This window comes from Ruegeria sp. SCP10, assembly GCF_040329495.1.
Classification (GTDB): Bacteria; Pseudomonadota; Alphaproteobacteria; order Rhodobacterales; family Rhodobacteraceae; genus Ruegeria.
On sequence record NZ_JBDZYF010000010.1, the window covers coordinates 72,855 to 92,304 of the forward strand.

Consider the following 19,450-nt stretch of genomic DNA (forward strand, 5'->3'; position numbering starts at 1 on the left):
CCGATTCCTTTAGAAACAGTTTTCAGAACTCAGTTGGAGAACCCACGATGTCAGATCTCGACCCGATGCTTCTGAAATGCGAATTCGACCGGATGACCACGGTAAATCATGTCGGACTGGTATCTGGTGTGGCGAAAGGTGCCATAGAAATCAGTGGGTTGAACCATCAGGCGCGCATCGGCGATCTGCTGACCTTGCACCGCCGATCCGGGCCCGATTTGGGTGGCGAGGTACTGCACGTGGGCGCAGACCACATTCATATGATGCCCGGTGGCGCAGCCGATGGGGTGAGCCTGGGGGACAGGGTGATTCTGAACCCACCGCCGAGTTTTGCGCCCGGGATGCATTGGCTGGGTCGTGTGATCGACCCGTTCGGTAAACCGCTGGACGGCAAACCGCTGTTGCGTGGTACACAGGAACGCGACATCATGCACCCCCCGCCCCCCGCTGTTGACCGCAAGCCATTGGGGGGCCGGATGGCGACCGGTCTTGCCGCGCTCAACACCATGCTGCCCATCGTACGCGGGCAGCGCATTGGTCTGTTCGCGGGTTCGGGCGTCGGGAAATCGACGCTCCTGGCCACTTTGGCGCGATCAATGCAAGCCGATGTGGTCGTGGTTGCCCTGGTGGGTGAGCGCGGGCGCGAGGTGAATGAATTTGTCACCCATGCCCTTGGCCCTGAGGCAATGAAACGGTCGGTTGTAATCGCAGCTACGTCAGATCAATCCGCCTTGGCGCGACGGAGGTGCGCCTGGTCGGCCATGTCGGTGGCCGAATATCTGCGCGATCAGGGGTTAAGCGTCTTGTTTCTGGCCGACTCGGTCACCCGCTTTGCCGAGGCCCATCGTGAGATTGCCGTTGCGATGGGAGAACCTCCTTCGCTGCGCGGTTTCCCTCCTTCGGTCACGCCCCTCATCTCAAAGCTCTGCGAACGCGCCGGGCCCGGCACGCCTGAACAAGGCGACATCACCGCCGTCTTCAGCGTTCTGGTCGCCGGATCAGATATGGACGAACCCGTCGCCGACATTCTGCGCGGGGTGCTGGACGGGCACATCGTGCTCAGCCGTGATATCGCCGAACGCGGCCGTTTTCCGGCGATTGATCTGAGCCGATCAGTATCTCGATCCCTTCCAGCGGCAGCGACTGAGGTCGAGAATCAGATGATCACCGAAACCCGCAAGCTGATCGGCAGCTACGAACAATCCGAAGTGATGATCAAAGCAGGGCTATATACCGAAGGCGCCGACCCAATACTGGATCAGGCCGTCAAAGTGCATCAGGAGTTGGATGACTTCCTGGGGAAAGCCGATCCTGAGGGGATTGAAAACAGCTTCAATCGCCTAGCCCTGATTCTGCGCCGCGCCTCAACCAACTTGCCGACGTAAGGTGAAATCCGAACAGTTTTAGGTATTAAACAGGCCTTAAGACCTGCGCTGCTAAACCTTTATCCGGGTGATAAAAAGGTGGTGGAGATGGGTGCGCAGACCAATGCGGCGCCAATCATCATCAAGAAGAAGCGTGTGTCGGGTGGCGATGGCCATCACGGTGGCGCGTGGAAGGTCGCATATGCGGACTTCGTCACGGCCATGATGGCCTTCTTCATGTTGATGTGGCTGCTGAATGCAACGACCGAAACGCAACGCAAGGGGCTGGCGGATTACTTTTCGCCTGCTATCCCGATCAGTCCCGATTCAGGCGGGGGTGACGGGGCGTTTGGCGGCAACAGCGTATTTTCAGAAGAAACTCTGGTTATGGATGGCAAAGGGGCCACCGCCCGGTTTCCGACCGATGCGCGCAAGGCCCGCGGGACCACCGGTTTAGACGCCGATGGCAAGGGAGCCAAACAGGATTTCTCGACGCTAGAGGCGCAGCTTTTAGGTCGCACGGGCGAAAGCGTGGTGTCGGATAAGCTGTTGAAACACATCGTCACGCGTGTGACGGATCAGGGCTTGATCGTCGAGCTGTTCGATACCGAAGATCAGCCCTTGTTCGAATCGGGTACCAACAAGCCCACACCGGTGATGCGAGCGCTGGCCTTGCTGATCGCACGCGCATCAGATCTGGTCACCAACCCCATTGCGGTAGAAGGCCACGTCAGCGCCTCTCCGGTGGTTCTGGCCCATGACCCAGCCTGGGATGTGTCGACATCGCGCGCGCAGTCCATGCGTCAAATGCTGCAGGATAAGGGCGTTTCGCCACCCCGGCTGGATCGGGTGACGGGCCATGCCGACCGTAAATTGCACAGCGATGACCCGATGGCCCCCCGCAACAACCGGATCGAGGTGATTTTTCTGCGCGACCCCTAAAGGATAGAACGCATTTTAACTGTTAGCGCGCTGTTAAGGACGGTGCGTTAGCTGTTGCATCACTGAATGACGCAACAGAAGGGCGTGCCGATGACAATTTCCTCTTCGCTGAATGCCGGTGTCGCCGCGCTGAAGGCCAATGCCAACAGGCTGGCTACGATTTCGGACAATATCGCGAACTCGTCGACGTTCGGGTATAAACGGGTTGAGACAGATTTTCATTCCATGGTCACCTCGGGTCAGGGCGGCAGCTATTCCGCCGGCGGGGTCAGAACCACCAGCCAACGTATGATCGACCAGCGCGGCTCACTGGTAACAACGAACAACTCAACCGATCTGGCAGTACGTGGCCGTGGGATGCTGCCCGTGCGTTCTAGCTCGCAAATCGCGGGCGGCTCGAATGAGATGCTGCTGACCACGACCGGTTCGTTTCGCACCAATGACCAAGGCTATCTGGTAACCGAATCCGGGCTGGTTCTGCTGGGGTGGCGCGCAAACTCCGACGGTACAATTCCCCCGGTTCCACGCGATACGCCCGCCGCGTTGGAACCCGTCCAGCTAAGCGTCAATCAGCTGTCGGGCGCGCCAACAACGCAAATGAACCTGAGGATGAACCTGCCCGCCACAGCAACCGACGCTGGCGCACCCGGCGACACGCAGCCTCTATCGGTCGAGTATTTTGATAATCTGGGCAAATCTGAGAGTATTGATATCGAACTGGTTCCAACCGTCCCTGCAACGGGCTCCAGCAATGAATGGACAATGATCTTGCGCGACTCGGCATCGGGCGGCGCCGTGATCGGGGAATATACACTCACCTTTACCGACAGCCGCACCGCCGGTGGGACATTGGCAAGTGTGACGGCCGTTTCGGGCGGCGCTTACGATGCAGCCACCGGCAGTGTTGTTGTCAATGTGGCGGGCGGTCCGATGGAGGTCAACATCGGCCTGATCGGCGACGCGGATGGCATCACGCAACTGTCCGACACTTTCGCCCCGGTTTCCATCACGCGCGATGGTGCTGCGGTCGGCACCATGACCAGCGTTCAGGTGGATGAAAACGGCTATGTCTACGCGCTTTATGATACCGGCGTCAGCCGCCGTATGTTCCAGATCCCGCTTGCGGATGTCCCCAATCCCAACGGCCTTACAGCACTGGACAGTCAGACCTACGCGCCCTCACGCGATAGTGGGACCTTCTTCCTGTGGAATGCGGGTGAGGGCCCAACTGGTTCGCTGATCTCATTCGCGCGCGAGGAATCAACAACCGATGTCGCGACCGAGCTGACATCGCTGATCCAAACCCAGCGCGCGTATTCCTCGAACGCGACGGTGATCCAGACCGTGGATGAGATGTTGCAGGAAACAACGAACCTCAAACGGTAAACCGGGTTTCGGACTTAAAAAAGGAGCGGCGCCATGAACATGTCGACAGCTTTACATAATGCTTTGGGCGGTCTGACAGCGGCCAGCCGTGGCGCTGCCGTCGTATCCGGCAACGTCGCCAATGCGCTCACGCCCGGTTATGCGCGCCGGTCACTGGAACTGACCACCAGCCCGATCTCGGGCAATGGGGTGCGCACTGTCGGCGTGATCCGTCATCAAGATCCGGTCCTGGTTGCCAATCGGCGCGCCACCGACGCCGAGCTGGCACAGCAATCTTCTTTGTCGGCGTTTCAGTCGCAATTCGCAAACCTTGTCGGTCCCGCGGATGATGCAACGTCACTGGCCGCGCGACTTGCGGCCTTTGACGGCAGCCTGATCACTGCCGCCAGCCTGCCGGATTCAGCGCAGCGGCTCGATCAAGCAGCCCGCGCCGGTCGAAATCTGGCCAATGAGCTGAATATCGCGTCCGAAGGGGTCCGTAAGGCCCGCTCGGACGCAGATCGCAGGATCGGGGCTCAGGTGGGAAGCCTGAACCAGACGCTGAAGGATATTGAAGATCTTAACGCAAAGATCCCCGCCATTCGCAATTCAGGCGGTGATATCGGCGCCTTACAGGATCAACGTCAGATCCTGATCGATCAGGTGAATACGCTGATCCCGGTCAACGTGATTCCGCGCGACAACGATCAAGTTTCGCTCTATTCCGATGGCGGGCTGATCCTGCTCGAAGGCAAAGCATCAGAGTTTGCTTTCACCACCACCGGCGAAACAAAACCCCATATGACGGTCGGCAATGGGCTGTTGTCGGGCCTGGAAATGAACGGAAACCCCATTCGTACCGGCGGTGATACGGCGCAAATACGGGGCGGAGCGTTAGCCGCTGAATTTACCATCCGGGATGAACTGGCGGTTGAAGCCCAGCTGCAATTGGATACGGTCGCGCGTGACCTGATTGAGCGCTTTGAAACGCCAGGTCTCGACCCAACGGCAGCCGCAACGGATCCGGGGCTGTTCACCGATGATGGCAGCCGGTTCGATCCTGCTATGGTCACCGGGCTGGCCGCACGCCTGTCGCTGAATACGGTCGTTGACCCGGATGCCGGAGGGAACAGTTGGCGGCTACGCGCTGGCCTTGGCGCAGCCACGCCGGGAGACCCAGGCGATTCAACACAGCTGCAAGCTTTTGGCGCAATCCTGAACGACGCAAGACCTGTTCCAGGCGCCTTGTTTGGCACCGGCAACCTGCGCGCCGCCGAAGTAACTGAGGCGTTGCTGTCTGACACCGGCGCGCAGGCACACCGGGCCGAACAGCGCAAGATCTTCGCAACCGGTGCACAGCAGCAGATGGCCCAGATCGAAGCGGAACAAGGCGTGGATACGGATCAGGAACTGCAGCGCCTGATGCAGATCGAACAGGCCTATTCCGCCAATGCGCGGGTGATGACGGTCGTCGATGAACTTATGGAAACACTGCTGAGGTTGTAACAATGACACTAACCGCAATTGGTGATCTGGCGCGCGGTATGACGTTGCGCACACGTGCCTCTGAGATCAAAACCCAGATCGAAACCCTGTCTTACGAGATGTCCAGCGGTAAGGTTCAGGATGTCTCGGGGCATCTTGGTGGCGATCTTTCGCATCTTCTGGATCTTGATCGCAATCTTGCCCGACTGGACGCCTACAAGATCGCAACATCCGAGGCCGGATTGTTCACCGATGTGATGCAGCAAAGCCTGACCACCTTTGACGAGTCTTTGGGTGAGATGTCGACCAGCTTGCTGGCGTTCGGCACCGCAAACCAGACTGTGACGCACGAACAAGCCTCGGTTCAGGCCCGGAATGAGCTGGACACGATGATCTCGGCCCTGAACACACGCGTCGGCGGGCGCAGCCTGTATTCTGGCGTGGCAACCGATGTCTCTCCGTTGGCCTCGGCCGAAACCCTTTTGACGGCGCTTGAAACCGAGCTTGCTGGCCTAACCACGATGACCGACATCCGCACGGCAGCCGAGAACTGGTTCAATGATCCGACCGGTTTCGACTCTGTGATCTATCAAGGTTCAGATACACCTTTGGCGCCGATGCAAATCTCAGAAAATGAACGAATTTCCATCCCCATCACGGCAACCGATCCGGCGTTCAAGTCGGCACTACGCGACACGGCCTTGGCCGCGTTAGCATCGGAAGACGCGCTGGCATGGTCCCCAACGCTGCGAAAAAGCCTGTTCACACAGCTGGGTATCGATCTGGCCAACGCAAAAGATGAAACGGTCAAGCTAAGGGCCGAGGTCGGCGCGGCCGAGGCCCGAGTCGAACAAGCTGCTACCCGAAACGCGGCATCGCGCGTGGGCTTTGAGTACAGCCGGAATTCCCTGATCGCAGCCGACCCGTATCAAACGGCGGCACAGCTGCAGACCGTGCAGTTTCAGCTAGAAGGCCTATATTCGGTTACGGTCCGCAATGCCAACCTGTCGCTGGTGAATTTCCTGAGATGAGAGTTCTTGCTTTCCTCTTGCTTCTTCTTCCCGGTCTTGCCTCAGCGGGTGCAATCCGGCTGAAAGACCTTGTGGATTTCGACGGTGTCCGCGGCAACGACCTGGTCGGATATGGCTTAGTCGTTGGTCTGAATGGCACGGGCGACGGCCTGCGCAATTCACCGTTCACCGAAGAGATCATGTCCAACATCCTTGAACGTTTGGGTGTGAACGTTACCGGCGAAGACTTCCGACCCAAAAACGTTGCAGCCGTTCTGGTGACGGCCAGCCTGCCCCCATTCGCGCGCGTTGGCGGCCAGATTGACGTAACCGTTTCAGCGATCGGCGATTCCGGCAGCCTGCTTGGTGGGACCCTTATTATGACCCCATTAAATGCGGCGGATGGTCAGATTTACGCTGTGGCGCAAGGCACGGTTTTGGCAGGTGGGGCGGTTGCCGAAGGCGATGCCGCCTCGGTCGTACAAGGTGTTCCAACCTCTGGTGTGATCCCCTCGGGCGCACGAGTTGAACGAGAAATCGACTTCGATCTCTCGGCTCTGACGCAAATGCGGCTTGCCTTGCGCGAGCCGGATTTCACCACCGCCGGTCGGATCGAAACTGCAATCAACACAGAGTTCAACCGCGCGGTGGCCATAATGCGGGATTCCGGTACGGTCGAGCTGAATATTGTGGCCACGCAATCGGTATCAACCGCCCATGCGATTGGGCGGATTGAAAACATCCTTGTTGAACCGGAAACCAAAGCACGCGTGGTGGTTGATCAGAGATCGGGCACCATCGTAATGGGGCAGGAAGTCCGTATCTCACGGGTCGCGGTTTCACAAGGAAACCTGACCCTAACCGTGGAAGAGGCGCCGATTGCCGTTCAACCCAACCCGTTTGCCCGAGGCGAGACCGTCGTGGTGCCCCGCACCGTTGCCGGGATCGAGGAAGAAGAAGGCACAGGGTTGGCTGAAATCCCCGAGGCCACGACCTTGTCCGAGGTTGTCGCCGGGCTGAATGCCCTCGGCGTGTCGCCCCGCGACATGATCGACATCCTGAAGACGATCAAAGCCGCCGGTGCGCTTCACGCAGAGTTCATTGTACGCTGATAGAGGGCCACGCCTTACTTGGATTTCCAGCTATCCAACCAACGGCGGAACCCATTCTGCCGCTCTTCAATCGCATCACCCGCCGCATAAAGACTGTCCTCAACACTCTCAAGCATCGGATCGATGCGGCGCTGCCGGAACCTGCGCCAGCGCACCCAGATCGCCCAGATAATGGCAAAGAAAACGGTCAGGAAGATGATATTGAACCATGGGATCAGGCGCACATCCGGGCCATCTACATGTTTTAGAGAAACCGCATTGGGAAAGATCGACATAAATTCGTTGCGCCAGCCATAATGGGTCACTGCGACCCAGTCGGGGTCATCCTTATCCGAAATCGCATCGTTGGCTTCGGTATAAAGGTTAGCAGTATCGAACTTAAAATAAGGCGGCCAGCCCCAGCTGGTGTCTTCGTTTCTGTAAACGATCGGCTTACCATTAGCGCGCACCGCCTGGATGAACTGAACATCGCGGTTCGACAGGCTGGTCGATTGATCATCCGGCTCGGACCAGAAGATCCGGGTCCAGTCGTTCAGATCCTGCCGCTCTTCGTAAGTGTTCACAATCCGCACGATATCGCGCTGCGGCAGCGAGTACTGCAGAACGACCGCAATCGCACCCCAAAAGATGATGATCAATGCCCATTTCAAATAGGCCATGCCCGAACCCTCACATATAATTCACAATATAGATCAGCGCGCCAATCGCCACCCAAGGCACGACATAGACGCCCAGGATCAGTTTTCGCCGGAACGAATTGTCATAGACGTGCAGACCGCGCTCGACAAAGGCCTGTTTGTTGCCGCGCTTGCCCTTTTCGTCCCACCACGCCTCAAGCTTGCGACGACGTGCGCCGCGCGAATAGAGGGACAGCGCAACATACGCGACCGTCTGGATCACCAGCAGGATCAGAAACAGGCGCATCGCTCCGAACATCTCAGCCTTTCCTTATCGAACCCCAAGGGCCGACCCGCGCGATCACATCCTCGCTGACCCGATCCTCACCGGACATATCCGGCTCATGCCCGAACAAGGCTTCGCGCGCGCCGGCTTTGTCCACCTGATACTCGCGCTCAAGGAAATCAGCAACATAGGCTTTCTTGGGTTCCGACCAGCCTTTGTAGGTTTTGTAGAACAGTTCTTTATGACAAATGAACATCTGGCGCGGGTCCAGCGGGGCAAGCTCGGCCAGCAGCATGTTGACCAGATCGCGCTGTGGCGTATCCGCCGCGCGCAACGTGTAGAAATAGGCCGGATGGTCCGAGGTGATGCGCGGCCAAGGTCCGCCATCCGTCGCCCAGCGCAATAGTTGCGCCAGACCGTGATAAGCCTCAGGCAAGCGATCCGCATGGGTGCGCGCCAGGCGCCGCATATCGCGGCGATCCAAACCCGTAAGGTCAACATCGGTATCTGCTGCGGCTGCAACGGTCAGGAAATCCATTTTTTGCTGAAGGATCGCCGCCGCATCCACCCCGCGCGCCTTAACGATGGGTTCGACCAGATCGTTATAGTCGAGGAATTTGGCAATCTGGTTCCGTTGAGACGGGTCAAAGGTATACTTGATTTTCAGATCGTCGGGCTTTTCACCCATGCAAATCGCCGCCGGGTGATCCATGTCCGGGAACAGGTACAACCCGCCGAAATGCGCCGTCCAGAAATTCCGCTGCTCAAAATCCGTATGGCGCAGGCGGATCGGATTTCGGGTGACGTCGCCGGTTTCCTTGGCCGTCTCGATCATCTTCGCGATCAGCACATCGTCGAACCAGGCGTCCTCTTCGGTTTTGAACTGCTCGACCATGCCCGCCAGTTGCTGCGCCTTGCGCAGGGTGCCGCCGGCGGTGTCGGCCTCAATCTCAATCTTGCGCAGGTTTAGAAGATCATTGGGCGTGGTGAGTTTGAAGACCGAGTTCACCAGCTCTCCGGCCACCGCATCTGTGGCGGTCAGGGCGAACAACTGCGCCTCGTTCATCTCGATGAATTCCCGCAGGATATCGCGCGAGGTCGAGAATTTGACGTTCAGCAAAGGCGCGCGTTTCTGCTCGGTCGTCAGCAGGATGAACTGCCGGTTGACCCCGTTGGGATTGAGGTAGAGCTCATCCTCCAGCTCAATCCCCACCTCCGGCGAATAGCCCGAGATATCGACATGAAAATCCGTCAACGCCGTGGTCCTGCCCGCCAGATGCTGCAGCGCGCGGTTATACCGCTCGACCAGAGCCGGGCTTGAGATGTGGACGAGGTTGCCGAACATCAGGCCTTTTTCGATGAGGCGGATCATGCTGGATCACCGTTTCGGAACTGAAGCCTTATACCCAGACCAAGTGCAAACAAGTAGGGCAATGCGAGTAAGACCAGAATAGCGTAATGCCAAACTTCAGAGCCCATAACTTGTTTCGGGTCATAATAATTCCAAAACCATCCGAGTCCGAGAAACAAGGGGATAAGACCGACAAATGGACCTACACAAACACTGAGCGAGAACCAAACAAGGAACCTAAGCGCAAACAGCTTGCCTTCTGGCACGGGTAAATTACTGCGAACGGCGAAGCTCGTTGTCCAGCAAGCGAAGGACACTCCTATCAACAGGATAGCAATGAGCTGCGCAGCTTCCATCACCCCTTCCCCTCCAGATACCGCCGCTTGGCCTCTTCCATCTGGCCCATCTCGCGGACGGCGTTCTCGATGGCGACCTCGTCGCTCTTGTCGGCATAGCGGAATTCGCTGTCGGCGTAGCGGTTGATCTCCTGCATCACCATCTCGACTGTGATCGGCTGGCGCAGGTCCTCGATCATAGCTTTCTTGCTGTCGTAGTCGCGGAACAGGAACAGGTCAGGGTTTTCCATCCATTCGTCGGGCAGTTCAAAATCCATCGCGCGGACCTTGACCGCGTCGGTGATGTTCTTGATGGCTCGACCCGTGAACCGCTCATCCGCCTGCTGGATCGCCTTGAGGTAGGTGCCCAGCTTGGCAATCGTGTCCATCTGGCCGATCTCGCCCGACACCCGGTCATAGACCTGCAGCAGCGCATCCTCATGCGGGCGGGCGTGGCTTTCGAAACTGGCGGCAACGGCCTTTTTGATTTCCTGTGCGGCATAGGCTTCGTGCTCGCCCAGTGGAATGTCGTGGTTGCGGCCCATCAGCAGGTGCAGGATGTCGATGTAATCCTCGCGCGTTTGCGGCCCGTCCACCAAAAACCGCGCGCCCGCCCGCTGACGCAGGGCATCGTCCACATTCTCGGGGTAGTTCGAGAACATGCCAAAGGTGCAGTTGCCGCGCACGACAGTGTTGGCGCCGGCAAAGCTCTCCATCAGCACGGCGGTGATTTCCAACTGCCCGGCCGAGGACTGTCGGTCGCCGCGTTTGCCCGCAAGCTGGTCGATGTCGTCGATGGTGCCAAAGCCGATGACCGAGGGGTCGATGATCGTGTTGATAAACGCCTTAGCGTTCTGGCCGGATTTGCCCTGATAGCTGTCGATATTGTCGGTGCTGAGGTTCTGATAGCGGAACGGGTAGCCCGCGTTCTGGCAATAGTCATTGATCAGCCCGGCCATCATCTGGATCAGGGTGGTCTTGCCGGTGCCCGGTTTGCCATCGCCCATGAAGGTAAAGATAAACCCGCCGAGTTCCGCGAAAGGGTTCAGGCGGCGGTCGAAATCATAGGCCATCACCATCTTGGCCAGCTTCATCGCCTGATACTTGGCGATATGGTTGCCGACCACCTCGTTCGGTTTCTTGAACGTCATGGTGAGGGTGGTGGATTTCGCCTTTGACGCTGGTTCGAACCCCCGGATCGTCAGATCGTCAGCCTCGATATGCCAGGCGGCGTTTTGGAACGGGGCCAGATGGCCAGCCGATTGCGCGCGCAGGGCGACCTTGTCCATCAGTTGCTCAGCACAGGCGCTGATGGCGGCGATCAGATGCGCGTCGTCGGGGGCGTGTTTGGCCAGCACTTGATCCAGCTCCCACAAGGCGCCGTGCAGGGCAAGCTGGCCATTGTCGGTCAGAATCTCTTCGATTTCACCCAGATCAACCGTGGTTTCGCCCAGATGGGACGATATCAGATAGGCTAGCGCGTTGCCAAAGCTGTGCGCGGTGATCAGCGCCTCAGCCGTCAGCAGCTCCGAGAATTCGGTCTTGCGCGCAGCGGGCAGGTCCCCCGCCAGATTGGCCCGCTTCAAATCGGCCAACGGAGTCTGTTCCGAATAGGCCTCGGCCACGGCCAAAGCGATGGCAATCGCGCGCCGAATGGCCTGCTGCGCCGTGGCCTGCGGGGGCGAGACCAGCGTATCGCCATCATCCGAGGCCTCGATCCGTTCAACCAGATGCACCCCATCCGCCCGCACGGTACGACGTGTCACCAAACCCGGCGTGGTGGACCGAAACCGCCGCCCCGTCGACACGCCCGAGGACCGCTCGACCGCCACGTCAACCGGCTTCGCAATGCGCGGCGCGTGTTCGAACCCGTTCAACAAGGCCGTCGCCGCCGGGTAGTGCTTGCGAATATCGTCTTCGCGCAATTCCATCTGATCTGACGTCAAACTCATCTCAAAAACCGCCCATTCTTCTTCTGTTCAAAAATACCTCCGCCGGAGGCAAAAAATCTAATAGCGCAGCACCTGCCCCGCCCTGCTGACCACAAATTTGCGCACATCGGCAAAGCCCGGAGGGTTGCGCTCGGCCAGCACCTGAAACGGGCGCTGGGGCAGAATGATCGAGCGCTGCGTGCGCGTCGCCCCGGTTTCGGCCCCCTGCCCGCCAAACGGGTCCAGTGCAAACACCTCACGCTCGACGGTCGAGAACCATCCGGCGCGTTCCTCGATCACCTCTTCGCTTTCCAGCTCTTCGGTAGTCCAAGCCAAAGCCCAGTCCTGCCCTTGGGGGGCCTGCGCATCCTCAAGCACCTGCCGCAAGGGGCCGGACTGCTCGGTAAAGGCCGAGGAATACATCGGCCCCACATGAATGCGGCGCAGGTGTTTGGGATGCAGGTCGTCGAAATCCTGATCGAAGCCTTTGGCAATCGTCACCAGTTTCAACCCGCCTAAGGATTGCGCCATCAGATGCGCCTGCACCTCGGGCCATCGACGCTGATCCTTGGGCAGAGCCGTCTTGCCGCTATCCTCCAACTGCATCACGTAAATGACCGGCAGGTTGATCTGGCTGTCATAAACCGCCCAGTGGATCATGAACTTGCGCCGGTCAGTCTCATTCCCGATCCAGTGACACTCGGGATCGTTGCGGGCCCAGAACAGCTGACCTTTCAGCAATTCCTCATAATAGAGCCTTTGGGACAGCGCGAATTGCAGCTTGGTGGGGATTTCGCGGTCGCCAATGATCGTGCGGACCATGTCGGTTTTCAGATCATCGGTTGAGGGCATATTCGCCAGATGCACCTGCGCCTGCTGCGCGTCATTGGCCATGGTCAGCAATTCAGCCGCCACCGGAAACCCGCTGTCGCGCTTGTCCATGGCGAGGCTGCCAAAGAACCGCCCCGTATCGCGCCCGACCAGCAGGTATTTCATGGAAAGCGCGCGGAAGGTGTAGAGCAGCCCCGAGAGGTAACGCGACACGATCCGCACCTCTTGCTTGCTGATCGCGCCCTCCGCCTCCATCGTCGCGGCCACGCGCAAGAGGTGGACGGTGATCACCTCGAATTTGCGGAAATAGCGGCGCGAGGCGAAGGTGTCGGTCAGGCCGACATGGTCTTGGGTGGGGTTAGTCATTTTTTCTTTTTCTAAGGCTCATGAAACCCACAACGTATAGGTGGGCTTGAGAAAAAGCCGATCCGAGTTTCCCAAAGCCTTTCACGCAAAGCGCCAACAGCCAGATGTTTGCCACCCAATACCGTACGCACAGGTAGGCGAACCCAACAGTCCATAGAGCAGCCAAGAGAAACCAAAGAACGAGGATTGGTCCTTCAGATGAGAATACAGAATTCTCAATGGCCAAGTATGTCAAATATAGTGACACAGCCATTGCCAGCGAAACGCACACAAATCTGACGAGAGGGCTTTTGAGCATTACCCACCATACAAATTCTTATCATGCTTCTCGACAATCGAGGCGAACCGGCGGGCAAAGCGTTCATCTGCCTTGGCCTTTTTCTCCAGCACGTCGCGGGCAAAGACCATGTGGTCTTCATGCGCCTCAAGCATGTCGGCCATTTTCTGGTTGGTCGCGGTGCCGATGGCGGCCATGGCGGTTTGCGCCTCTTGATCGGTCTGCACGCCGATCTCGTTGATGCGGTGGGCCACGTCCTGCTGCTGCGCGGTCTTCAGCGATTTGGTCAAGGCATCATACAGCACCACGCGCTGTTGCGTGTCTGTCTGCAGCTTGTTGATCAGCACCATCTGCGTCGCCGCCTGGTTCTGCAGTGAATCGACCCAGGTCTTGCCCTTTTCGATATAGCGCTCCAGCGTCTGTGACTTGGCCAGCTTGACCTGCTCTTCCTGAACCTTGGCGTTGTACTGCTTGTTCAACTCGGCCAGTTCGGTTTCCAACTGGGTGCGTGCGGCCGCGTCTTGTTCGACGCTGATCTTGTTTTCCAAGGTGATGATCGTCGGGTCCATACCCTGAATTTCGGCGCGCAAAGCCTCCAGCTCGGCCACCGTCGCCTCGCGGTCGTCCAGCGTGACGGTCAGGTTGTCCTCGACCTTGACGCGCTGGTCTTCCAAGACAGACAGTTGCCCTTCCAGCAGTTTAACGATCACGTCGGATTTGGCGATTAGATCCTGCAGCTTGTCATCAATATTGGCGGTGCGCATGCGTTCCTGCCGCATCGACTCGGATTTCCCCTTCGAGAAGACACCGACAAAGGACTCCCACCCGGTTTTCGAGCGCATCTCGTCGAAATCCTTAGAAAACGCGCTGGTCACGTCGTCGAGACCCATGATCAGCTCGGCGATATTGGCGTTCATCACCTCTGTGTGAGAGTGCACGTCTTCAAGCGTGGCGTTTTCGATGTCGATATCCGCCTCGGCCGTGCCGATCTTGGCGCGGGCCGCTTCGATCCGTGACGTCAGATTCTGGATCTGCGACTGACTTTCGCGCACTTTGCTTTGCGTTTCTTCAATCAGCGCTTCAAATTGCTGGTTCGACATCTCTGCTGTCCCTTTTTTATCCAATTACCCAATAAGATAGAGAATGTTACGATCATTTACATCCCTTTGGGTCCAAATTTCCACCAGACTTTGGCAAACTCGCGCCGAAAAAGATAGGTCCGAAGCCACCCGGCAGCGATTGTAATTTGATCAAATCTGGATTGATCCGATGGCTATAGTGGACATAGACAATCCTAACCTCACCTGATTGAGTGCGCGCAACACTAGAACTGCCGGAGGCTGACCCATGCTGGACGCAACAACCGATCTGAAATCCATCCTAAAAAACCCTGACCTGTTGGTGACCAAGGCCTATATTGGCGGGCAATGGGTGGATGGGGACGATGGCACCTTTGCTGTCACCAACCCCGCACGCGGCGATGTGGTGGCCGAGGTTGCAGATGTTAGCCGCGCTCAGGTTGCCGGTGCGATTGCACAGGCTGAGGCCGCGCAAAAGGAATGGGCCAAGCTGACCGGCAAGGAACGCGCCGTGATCCTGCGGCGCTGGTTCGATCTGATGATGGAAAACGCCCAGGATCTGGGCAAGATCCTGACCGCGGAACAGGGCAAGCCACTGGCTGAAGCCGTCGGTGAGATCGCATATGGCGCGTCCTTCATAGAGTATTTCGGGGAAGAGGCCAAGCGGGTCCATGGCGAGACCATTCCCGGCCATCAGCGCGACAAGCGGATCATGGTGCTGAAACAGCCCATTGGTGTGGCCGCCTCGATCACACCTTGGAACTTCCCGAATGCGATGATCACCCGCAAGGCAGGCCCGGCTTTGGCTGCAGGTTGCGCCTTTGTCGCACGTCCGGCGGCGGAAACGCCCCTGTCAGCGCTGGTTCTCGCATTGCTGGCCGAACAGGCCGGCATCCCGGCAGGCGTGTTCAATGTCGTGCCATCCTCCAGCGCCAGCGAGGTCGGCAAGGAATTCTGCGAAAACCCCGGCGTGCGTAAGTTGACCTTTACCGGCTCGACTGAAGTGGGACGCATCTTGCTGCGGCAAGCGGCGGATCAGGTTATGAAATGCTCGATGGAACTGGGCGGCAATGCGCCGTTTATCGTGTTCGACGATGCCGATCTGGATGCCGCCGTCGAAGGCGCCATGATGTGCAAATTCCGTAACAACGGCCAGACCTGCGTTTGTGCCAACCGCATCTATGTGCAGGCCGGTGTTTACGACGAATTCGCAGCCAAGCTGAAAGCGGCCACCGAGGCGCTGAAGGTCGGCGATGGCCTGACCGAAGGCACCACAACCGGCCCGCTGATCAACGCCGAAGCCGTCGCCAAGGTTGAAGAGCATATCAAGGATGTCACCGAAAAAGGCGGCGCGGTTCTGACCGGTGGCCTGCCCCATGATCTGGGTGGCACGTTCTTCCAGCCGACCATTGTGACCGGCGTGACTCAGGACATGATGGTGGCGCAGGACGAAACCTTTGGCCCACTGGCCCCGCTGTTCAAGTTCGAGGACGAAGACGACGTTATTGCGATGGCCAATGACACAATCTTTGGTCTGGCCTCGTATTTCTATGCCAAGGATCTGAGCCGCGTCTACAAAGTGGCCGAGGCGCTGGAATATGGCATCGTCGGCGTGAACACCGGCATCATCTCGACTGAGCTTGGGCCGTTTGGCGGCGTCAAACAATCCGGCTTGGGCCGCGAAGGCAGCCATCACGGCATGGAAGACTATCTGGAAATGAAATACGTCTGCCTGTCGGTCTGATCTGAACTGGCTCCGGCGCGCCGAAGCTAGTTGGTTTGTCACAAAACTGCAAACAAACCGTCACATCCCTGCAATGACCTGAGGTCATCCCCTTTTCATCCAAGTAAGAGGGGATACCTACCGATGTCATTGCGCTTTGTCTGCCTGACATCTGCCCTTGCCCTGACCGCCGGTCAGGCCATGGCAGAAATGAACTTCAACCGAATTGCATCTTTCCCGGTCGTCAAGAACATGGCCGAAGGCGCGGATACCACCCGCGAAACCTCGCCCGAGATCATTGCGGCCACCGCCGATGGGATGACGCTGGTTTATACCGACAGCCCGCTAGGCGTGATCGGTATGGTCGACATCACCAACCCGGCGAAGCCCGCACCGCTGGGCGCGATGGAGGTGGGTGGCGAGCCGACCTCGGTTGGGATTGTTGGTACAACAGCCTTTGTGGGCGTGAACACGTCGGAAAGCTATACTGCGCCGTCGGGCAAGCTGATCTCGGTCGATATCTCGGGCAAGGCGGAAACCGGCGCTTGTGATCTGGGCGGTCAACCCGACAGTGTCGCCATTTCGCCTGATGCCAGCTTTGTCGCCGTTGCGATTGAAAACGAGCGTGACGAAGACCTGAACGACGGTGTTATCCCGCAGCTGCCCGCCGGTTCACTGGCACTGGTGCCGCTGAAAGACGGCGCGTTGGACTGTTCGGGCATGAAATTGGCCTCGCTGACCGGTCTGGCCGAGGTTGCTCCGACCGATCCCGAGCCGGAATTCGTTGACATCAACGGCCTTGGTGAAACCGTCGTCACTCTACAGGAAAACAACCACATCGCGATTGTCGACAAAGATGGCACCGTGATCAGCCATTTCTCGGCAGGCAGCGTGGATCTGGAAGGCATCGACGCCACCGACGAACGCGGCGCGTTGATCTTTACGGAAAGCCAGCCCGGTCGCCTGCGCGAACCCGACGCTGTGAAATGGATCGATGACAATCACTTCGCCACCGCCAATGAAGGCGACTACGAGGGTGGCTCACGTGGCTGGACGATCTTCCACAAGGACGGCACCGTTGTTTATGAGAACGGCACCGATTTCGAGAAAGCCATCATCCAGATCGGCCACTACCCCGACAAACGCTCGGACAGCAAAGGCGTTGAGCCCGAAAGCGTGACCGCAGCCACCTTTGGCGGCACGCCGATGATCTTTGTCGGGGCCGAACGCGCCTCAGTCGTGGGGGTTTATGACGCAACCGATCCGGCCAACCCGGTTCTGAAACAATTGTTGCCCTCGGGTGTAGGCCCAGAAGGGTATGTGGCGATCCCGGAACGCAACCTGCTGGTATCGGCTAATGAAAAAGACCTGATCGAAGATGGCGGCCCACGCGCGCATGTTTCGATCTTTGAATACCAAGACGCCCCCGCGAACTATCCACATTTGACCTCCGCAGGTGCAGATGAGCTGACTGGGTGGGGAGCTCTGTCCGGTCTGGTGGCGGATGAAGACGGCATGATCTATGCGGTCAATGATAGCTTCTATGGCTTCCAGCCGTCGATCTTCAAGATTGACCCCAGCCAGACCCCGGCGCGCATTGTCGACGTGATCCGCATCCACCGTCAGGATGGCAACCCGGCGCAGAAACTGGACCTGGAAGGCATCACTCTGGATGGCAAGGGCGGTTTCTATGTCGCCTCTGAAGGCCGCACCGACCGCGTCATCCCACACGCGATCTACCACGTTTCGAAAGACGGTCTGATCAAGAACCGCAAGGGTGAGATCGGTCTGCCGCCGGAACTGATGGCTGTCGAAAAGCGCTTTGGCTTTGAAGGCATCACCAAGGTTGACGACACCTTGTGGATGGCCGTTCAGCGCGAATGGAAAGACGACCCGGAAAACCACGTGAAATTGGTTGCCTATAATCTGGACACCAAAGAATGGGGCGCTGTGCACTACCCCAAGGCAGACCCGGAAACAGGCTGGGTTGGTCTGTCGGAAATCGTGGCCTTCGGTGACCACGTCTATGTCATCGAACGCGACAACCAGCATGACCATCGCGCCGTGACCAAAATGGTCTATCGCATCCCGCTGTCGGAAATGACCCCAGCCCCGCTGGGCAGTGAACTGCCTGTTGTCAGCAAGCAAGAGGTCCGCGACCTGCTGCCCGACCTGACATCAACCGGCGGCTATGTTCTGGACAAAATCGAAGGTCTGGCGATCCTGCCCTCGGGCGAGGCATTTGTTATGACCGACAATGACGGTGTCGACGATGCCTCGGGCGAGACGATGTTCTGGTCGATCGGGTCGGTTTCGGCTGGGAACTAACCCAAGCAAACCACCCTGAAATCGGCCCTGTGCGTGCAACGCATGGGGCCTTTCCTTTAGGTTTCGCATTTTCCCAAGCGGGATATTCGGTCAAAACTTTGGTCAACCCTCTGATCAGTGTGATTGCGTACGAAAGGGTTTGACTTTCAAATCAATTGGATGGCGCTATCAATTAAATGAAAGCAAGAGGCAAGAATGTCTTCAGACACACAAAAAGAACACTGGGATTTCTATTCTTGTGAAATCGAGGGAAAACCATATTCGACGATGGTGAACCTCTCCCTAGTTGATGTTGCACCAGTACTAAAACTCAACGTGTTTCATTGTATCGAAGTTAAGTTACATTACCCCGACCCAAACCACGGCATGACAACTGCGGGAGAATACCAAACACTATCGGACCTAGAAGACTTGATATTCGCAAGTCAAACCGATCAAATCAAATACGTTGCTCGCCAAACCGGAGGACGCAAACGCAAGTTCTATTTCTATGGCTCATCGGAAACTGCCGCAGATTCAGTTGTCTCTGCTCTTGACGAGTCTTTCCCCGCCTACACAAAAACAGCTTTCAACTTTGAAGATGCAGCGTGGCAGACTTATCTTGAGGACCTATACCCCAATGCTATTGCAATGAACGAAATCAAAAATCGAGCCGTCTATTTTCGGTTGGAAGACGACGGCGATGATTTGAGCATACCGCGTGAGATTGATCACTCAGTCATTTTTCATAGCCGTAAGCAGGCGAAAGAATTTGAGCGAATTGTTACCCAAAAAGGGTTCAAAGTGACGACCACAACACAGGGCATTCTCAAAAAGTCGTTCGACCTCTTGGTTCAAAGGGTTGACGCTCCTCAGAGCCTCGACCCGGTTACATTCGAGTTAGAACAGTTGGCCGAAGGCCTTGGCGGGTCGTATGATGGTTGGGGCTGCTTCACCCAAAAACAGGCTGGCGCCGCCACGTAGTCACCGTTCAGATAGCAAGTACAAACGTCACAGATTTGCAGTTGGGCGGCTTAGCTATCTCTTCCCCAAAAAAACAACGCCCCGC

16 protein-coding genes are annotated in these 19,450 nt (G+C 57.7%); 9 read left to right on the forward strand and 7 right to left on the reverse strand.

The features are described from left to right. Positions 1-65: 65 nt before the first annotated feature. The 6 genes from ABLN87_RS17625 to ABLN87_RS17650 all read left to right on the forward strand — a co-directional run bounded on the left by ABLN87_RS17625 (position 66) and on the right by ABLN87_RS17650 (position 7,278). Entirely contained in the window at positions 66-1,385 is a 1,320-nt protein-coding gene (locus ABLN87_RS17625) for a FliI/YscN family ATPase (protein ID WP_417750409.1), read from the forward strand. 87 nt (positions 1,386-1,472) lie between these two features. Further along, complete coding sequence (locus ABLN87_RS17630; RefSeq protein ID WP_353012684.1) at positions 1,473-2,306, forward strand: flagellar motor protein MotB; 834 nt, start codon at positions 1,473-1,475, stop codon at positions 2,304-2,306. A 90-nt stretch (positions 2,307-2,396) separates the two neighbouring features. Beyond that, complete coding sequence (locus tag ABLN87_RS17635) at positions 2,397-3,692, forward strand: flagellar hook protein FlgE (protein WP_353012686.1); 1,296 nt, start codon at positions 2,397-2,399, stop codon at positions 3,690-3,692. Between the two features lie 33 nt (positions 3,693-3,725). After that, complete coding sequence (gene flgK / locus ABLN87_RS17640; protein WP_353012688.1) at positions 3,726-5,177, forward strand: flagellar hook-associated protein FlgK; 1,452 nt, start codon at positions 3,726-3,728, stop codon at positions 5,175-5,177. A 2-nt stretch (positions 5,178-5,179) separates the two neighbouring features. Next, the gene (locus ABLN87_RS17645) at positions 5,180-6,187 is read left to right on the forward strand and encodes a flagellar biosynthesis protein FlgL (protein ID WP_353012691.1); all 1,008 of its coding nucleotides are present in this window, start codon (positions 5,180-5,182) and stop codon (positions 6,185-6,187) included. Then, positions 6,184-7,278: a flagellar basal body P-ring protein FlgI gene (locus ABLN87_RS17650; RefSeq protein ID WP_353012694.1), complete on the forward strand. Its 1,095-nt coding sequence runs from the start codon at positions 6,184-6,186 to the stop codon at positions 7,276-7,278. The genes ABLN87_RS17645 and ABLN87_RS17650 overlap by 4 nt, the downstream gene beginning before the upstream one ends. 14 nt (positions 7,279-7,292) lie before the next feature. Here ABLN87_RS17650 and ABLN87_RS17655 read toward each other — a convergent pair whose 3' ends face one another. The 7 genes from ABLN87_RS17655 to ABLN87_RS17685 form a co-directional block, all read right to left on the reverse strand. Then, entirely contained in the window at positions 7,293-7,937 is a 645-nt protein-coding gene (locus tag ABLN87_RS17655) for a DUF1523 family protein (RefSeq protein ID WP_353012696.1), read from the reverse strand. A 10-nt stretch (positions 7,938-7,947) separates the two neighbouring features. Continuing rightward, positions 7,948-8,214 (reverse strand): hypothetical protein, encoded by a 267-nt coding sequence (locus tag ABLN87_RS17660; RefSeq protein WP_353012699.1) that lies wholly within the window; start codon positions 8,212-8,214, stop codon positions 7,948-7,950. Between the two features lies 1 nt (position 8,215). Continuing rightward, positions 8,216-9,553 carry a DUF6638 family protein gene (locus tag ABLN87_RS17665; RefSeq protein WP_353012701.1) on the reverse strand — a complete coding sequence of 446 codons (1,338 nt, stop codon included), beginning with the start codon at positions 9,551-9,553 and terminating at the stop codon, positions 8,216-8,218. Next, positions 9,550-9,888, reverse strand: coding sequence for a hypothetical protein (locus tag ABLN87_RS17670; protein ID WP_170636509.1), 339 nt, complete (start codon positions 9,886-9,888; stop codon positions 9,550-9,552). Before ABLN87_RS17670 ends, ABLN87_RS17665 begins: the two co-directional genes overlap by 4 nt. Further along, complete coding sequence (locus tag ABLN87_RS17675) at positions 9,888-11,819, reverse strand: AAA family ATPase (protein WP_353012705.1); 1,932 nt, start codon at positions 11,817-11,819, stop codon at positions 9,888-9,890. Before ABLN87_RS17675 ends, ABLN87_RS17670 begins: the two co-directional genes overlap by 1 nt. Positions 11,820-11,876: 57 nt before the next feature. Continuing rightward, complete coding sequence (locus tag ABLN87_RS17680) at positions 11,877-12,995, reverse strand: hypothetical protein (protein WP_353012707.1); 1,119 nt, start codon at positions 12,993-12,995, stop codon at positions 11,877-11,879. A 297-nt stretch (positions 12,996-13,292) separates the two neighbouring features. Further along, a complete protein-coding gene (locus ABLN87_RS17685) occupies positions 13,293-14,372 on the reverse strand; it encodes a hypothetical protein (RefSeq protein WP_353012710.1) in 1,080 nt (359 codons plus the stop codon). 247 nt (positions 14,373-14,619) lie between these two features. Here ABLN87_RS17685 and ABLN87_RS17690 point away from each other — a divergent pair, with 247 nt between their 5' ends. From ABLN87_RS17690 to ABLN87_RS17700, 3 genes are all read left to right on the forward strand, one after another. Then, positions 14,620-16,095, forward strand: a complete 1,476-nt coding sequence (locus ABLN87_RS17690) for an NAD-dependent succinate-semialdehyde dehydrogenase (RefSeq protein WP_353012713.1) — start codon at positions 14,620-14,622, stop codon at positions 16,093-16,095. A 123-nt stretch (positions 16,096-16,218) separates the two neighbouring features. After that, on the forward strand, positions 16,219-18,402 hold the full coding sequence (locus tag ABLN87_RS17695) for an esterase-like activity of phytase family protein (RefSeq protein WP_353012716.1): 2,184 nt from the start codon (positions 16,219-16,221) through the stop codon (positions 18,400-18,402). A 195-nt stretch (positions 18,403-18,597) separates the two neighbouring features. Further along, positions 18,598-19,365 (forward strand): DUF695 domain-containing protein, encoded by a 768-nt coding sequence (locus ABLN87_RS17700; RefSeq protein ID WP_353012719.1) that lies wholly within the window; start codon positions 18,598-18,600, stop codon positions 19,363-19,365. The last annotated feature ends 85 nt before the right edge of the window (positions 19,366-19,450 follow it).

What these genes read in the sequence shown, in the direction of transcription:
- ABLN87_RS17650 (WP_353012694.1), top strand. Translation starts at nt 6,184, where the DNA reads ATGAGAGTTCTTGCTTTCCTCTTGCTTCTTCTTCCCGGTCTTGCCTCA.
- ABLN87_RS17645 (WP_353012691.1), top strand. Translation starts at nt 5,180, where the DNA reads ATGACACTAACCGCAATTGGTGATCTGGCGCGCGGTATGACGTTGCGC.
- ABLN87_RS17630 (WP_353012684.1), top strand. Translation starts at nt 1,473, where the DNA reads ATGGGTGCGCAGACCAATGCGGCGCCAATCATCATCAAGAAGAAGCGT.
- ABLN87_RS17655 (WP_353012696.1), bottom strand. Translation starts at nt 7,937, where the DNA reads ATGGCCTATTTGAAATGGGCATTGATCATCATCTTTTGGGGTGCGATT.
- ABLN87_RS17685 (WP_353012710.1), bottom strand. Translation starts at nt 14,372, where the DNA reads ATGTCGAACCAGCAATTTGAAGCGCTGATTGAAGAAACGCAAAGCAAA.
- ABLN87_RS17675 (WP_353012705.1), bottom strand. Translation starts at nt 11,819, where the DNA reads ATGAGTTTGACGTCAGATCAGATGGAATTGCGCGAAGACGATATTCGC.
- flgK (WP_353012688.1), top strand. Translation starts at nt 3,726, where the DNA reads ATGAACATGTCGACAGCTTTACATAATGCTTTGGGCGGTCTGACAGCG.
- ABLN87_RS17625 (WP_417750409.1), top strand. Translation starts at nt 66, where the DNA reads ATGCTTCTGAAATGCGAATTCGACCGGATGACCACGGTAAATCATGTC.
- ABLN87_RS17660 (WP_353012699.1), bottom strand. Translation starts at nt 8,214, where the DNA reads ATGTTCGGAGCGATGCGCCTGTTTCTGATCCTGCTGGTGATCCAGACG.
- ABLN87_RS17690 (WP_353012713.1), top strand. Translation starts at nt 14,620, where the DNA reads ATGCTGGACGCAACAACCGATCTGAAATCCATCCTAAAAAACCCTGAC.
- ABLN87_RS17680 (WP_353012707.1), bottom strand. Translation starts at nt 12,995, where the DNA reads ATGACTAACCCCACCCAAGACCATGTCGGCCTGACCGACACCTTCGCC.
- ABLN87_RS17700 (WP_353012719.1), top strand. Translation starts at nt 18,598, where the DNA reads ATGTCTTCAGACACACAAAAAGAACACTGGGATTTCTATTCTTGTGAA.
- ABLN87_RS17670 (WP_170636509.1), bottom strand. Translation starts at nt 9,888, where the DNA reads ATGGAAGCTGCGCAGCTCATTGCTATCCTGTTGATAGGAGTGTCCTTC.
- ABLN87_RS17695 (WP_353012716.1), top strand. Translation starts at nt 16,219, where the DNA reads ATGTCATTGCGCTTTGTCTGCCTGACATCTGCCCTTGCCCTGACCGCC.
- ABLN87_RS17635 (WP_353012686.1), top strand. Translation starts at nt 2,397, where the DNA reads ATGACAATTTCCTCTTCGCTGAATGCCGGTGTCGCCGCGCTGAAGGCC.
- ABLN87_RS17665 (WP_353012701.1), bottom strand. Translation starts at nt 9,553, where the DNA reads ATGATCCGCCTCATCGAAAAAGGCCTGATGTTCGGCAACCTCGTCCAC.